This is a genomic window from Holdemanella sp. DFI.5.55, from assembly GCF_020593575.1.
In the GTDB taxonomy this organism is placed as follows: Bacteria; Bacillota_I; Bacilli_A; order Erysipelotrichales; family Erysipelotrichaceae; genus Holdemanella; species Holdemanella hominis.
Genome location: NZ_JAJDMK010000155.1, coordinates 1 through 1,481, shown reverse-complemented (window position 1 = coordinate 1,481; position 1,481 = coordinate 1). Strand labels below are relative to the sequence as shown.

Sequence of the window (1,481 nt, the reverse complement as noted above, 5' to 3'; positions counted from 1 at the left end):
AATTTGTTAATAAAAGACGGACAATCGGACAGCTCCCTCTACTACTGTATGATATTATTAAAGAAAGGAACTCTTAGATATGAATGAAAAATACATAGAAACAGCAATCACACTTTCACGCCTGTATGGAATCGCAGAAACACTCCACCCGTGGGCGTATCTTGAAAACCATCGGTTTTGCGATAAAATAAGAACGTGGACAGAGGAATATTTACAATCCGAACAAGAGGATATTTTATCGTTCTTTGAATCAAAAGTAATTGAATAAAAAAGGACGTATCTAAGCTCGATAATCGTACTCTACTAAATATCCTCGGGTGGAATATATTCTAAAATATCTTCTACTCTACATTGTAAGATTTCGCAAAGAGTATCAAGTGTGGTAGTAGTAATCGGCTTGTTATGTTTCATGCGGTGTATGGTATTTGCAGGCAAGCCAAACTTATAAATCAATGCATACTCTGTTACATTCTTTTTGTAAAGTGTATCATAAAAGGGTTGATATGAAATCATATAGTGAATCACGTCCTTTGCATGGTTTTATACATGATATCATTATCAATATATTGACTATGCCTAATATATTAGCTATAATTGTGATTATCGAGACAGACAATACATATAAGAAAACATCTAAAGGAGAGATTACACATGAAAAAGAAAGTACTAGCTCTTTTCATGTCATCTATGCTGATACTTTCACTTACAGCTTGTAACACATCAGCTGATACATCAAAAGAGACTACGAAAAAGAAAGAGACTACTGTCTCTGTCGACAAGGATGCCGATAAGGTGAACGACAAGAAGGACTCTAAAGAGTCTAACAAGAAGGCTGACAAAGCCGATAAGCAGGAAGACTCTAAAGAGTCTAGCAAGCCTGCTGAAAAGCCTGCCGATAAGGCAGACAATAAGGATAACGGCAAGAAGAACGACAAGCCTGCTGAGAACAGCAAGCCTTCTAATCCTGCTAACAGCGGTGCTGTGAACAAGCCTTCTAAGCCTTCTAAGCCTTCTAATCCTGCACCTGCACCTTCTAAGCCTGCTCCAAGCAAGCCTTCAGGCAACCCTGGCAACAGCTCTGCAAATAAGCCTTCCACTTCTAAGCCTGCCCATCAGCACAACTGGCAACCTGTCTATACTACCGTACATCATGAGGCTCAGTATCGTAGCGAGCCTGTCTATGAAGACCAGATTGTCTACGAAGACCGTCCTATTTACAAGTGGCAAGCATACTGGACTTGCAATGGTTGTGGTCAACGCTTCAACAGCGAAAATGATGTTCTTGAGCATGTACTCTTGGAATGCGGTACTGGTTACACTCCTCACAAAGAGCAAGTCCAAACTGGCACTGAACAGGTACAGGTTGGAACCAATAAAGTGCAAATCGGCACGAACCCAGTTCTTGTAAAGGACGCCTGGGATGAAAAGGTTCCAAATGGTCAGTCTTGCTCTTGCGGTGCACGCAAGTAAGCAAAACGCTT

3 protein-coding genes are annotated in these 1,481 nt (G+C 40.7%); 2 read left to right on the top strand and 1 reads right to left on the bottom strand.

Annotation, left to right across the window (positions count from 1 at the left end; translation table 11 throughout):
• Positions 1–79 precede the first annotated feature (79 nt).
• Positions 80–268 (top strand): hypothetical protein, encoded by a 189-nt coding sequence (locus LJE08_RS13505; protein ID WP_227403515.1) that lies wholly within the window; start codon positions 80–82, stop codon positions 266–268.
• A gap of 35 nt (positions 269–303) precedes the next feature.
• Here the strand turns inward: LJE08_RS13505 and LJE08_RS13500 are convergent, their stop codons facing one another.
• The gene (locus LJE08_RS13500) at positions 304–513 is read right to left on the bottom strand and encodes a helix-turn-helix transcriptional regulator (protein ID WP_227403514.1); all 210 of its coding nucleotides are present in this window, start codon (positions 511–513) and stop codon (positions 304–306) included.
• A gap of 138 nt (positions 514–651) precedes the next feature.
• On the opposite strand from LJE08_RS13500, the gene LJE08_RS13495 reads away from it, so the two are divergent.
• Positions 652–1,470 carry a hypothetical protein gene (locus tag LJE08_RS13495; protein WP_227403513.1) on the top strand — a complete coding sequence of 273 codons (819 nt, stop codon included), beginning with the start codon at positions 652–654 and terminating at the stop codon, positions 1,468–1,470.
• Positions 1,471–1,481 lie beyond the last annotated feature (11 nt).

What these genes read in the sequence shown, in the direction of transcription:
- LJE08_RS13505 (WP_227403515.1), top strand. Translation starts at nt 80, where the DNA reads ATGAATGAAAAATACATAGAAACAGCAATCACACTTTCACGCCTGTAT.
- LJE08_RS13500 (WP_227403514.1), bottom strand. Translation starts at nt 513, where the DNA reads ATGATTTCATATCAACCCTTTTATGATACACTTTACAAAAAGAATGTA.
- LJE08_RS13495 (WP_227403513.1), top strand. Translation starts at nt 652, where the DNA reads ATGAAAAAGAAAGTACTAGCTCTTTTCATGTCATCTATGCTGATACTT.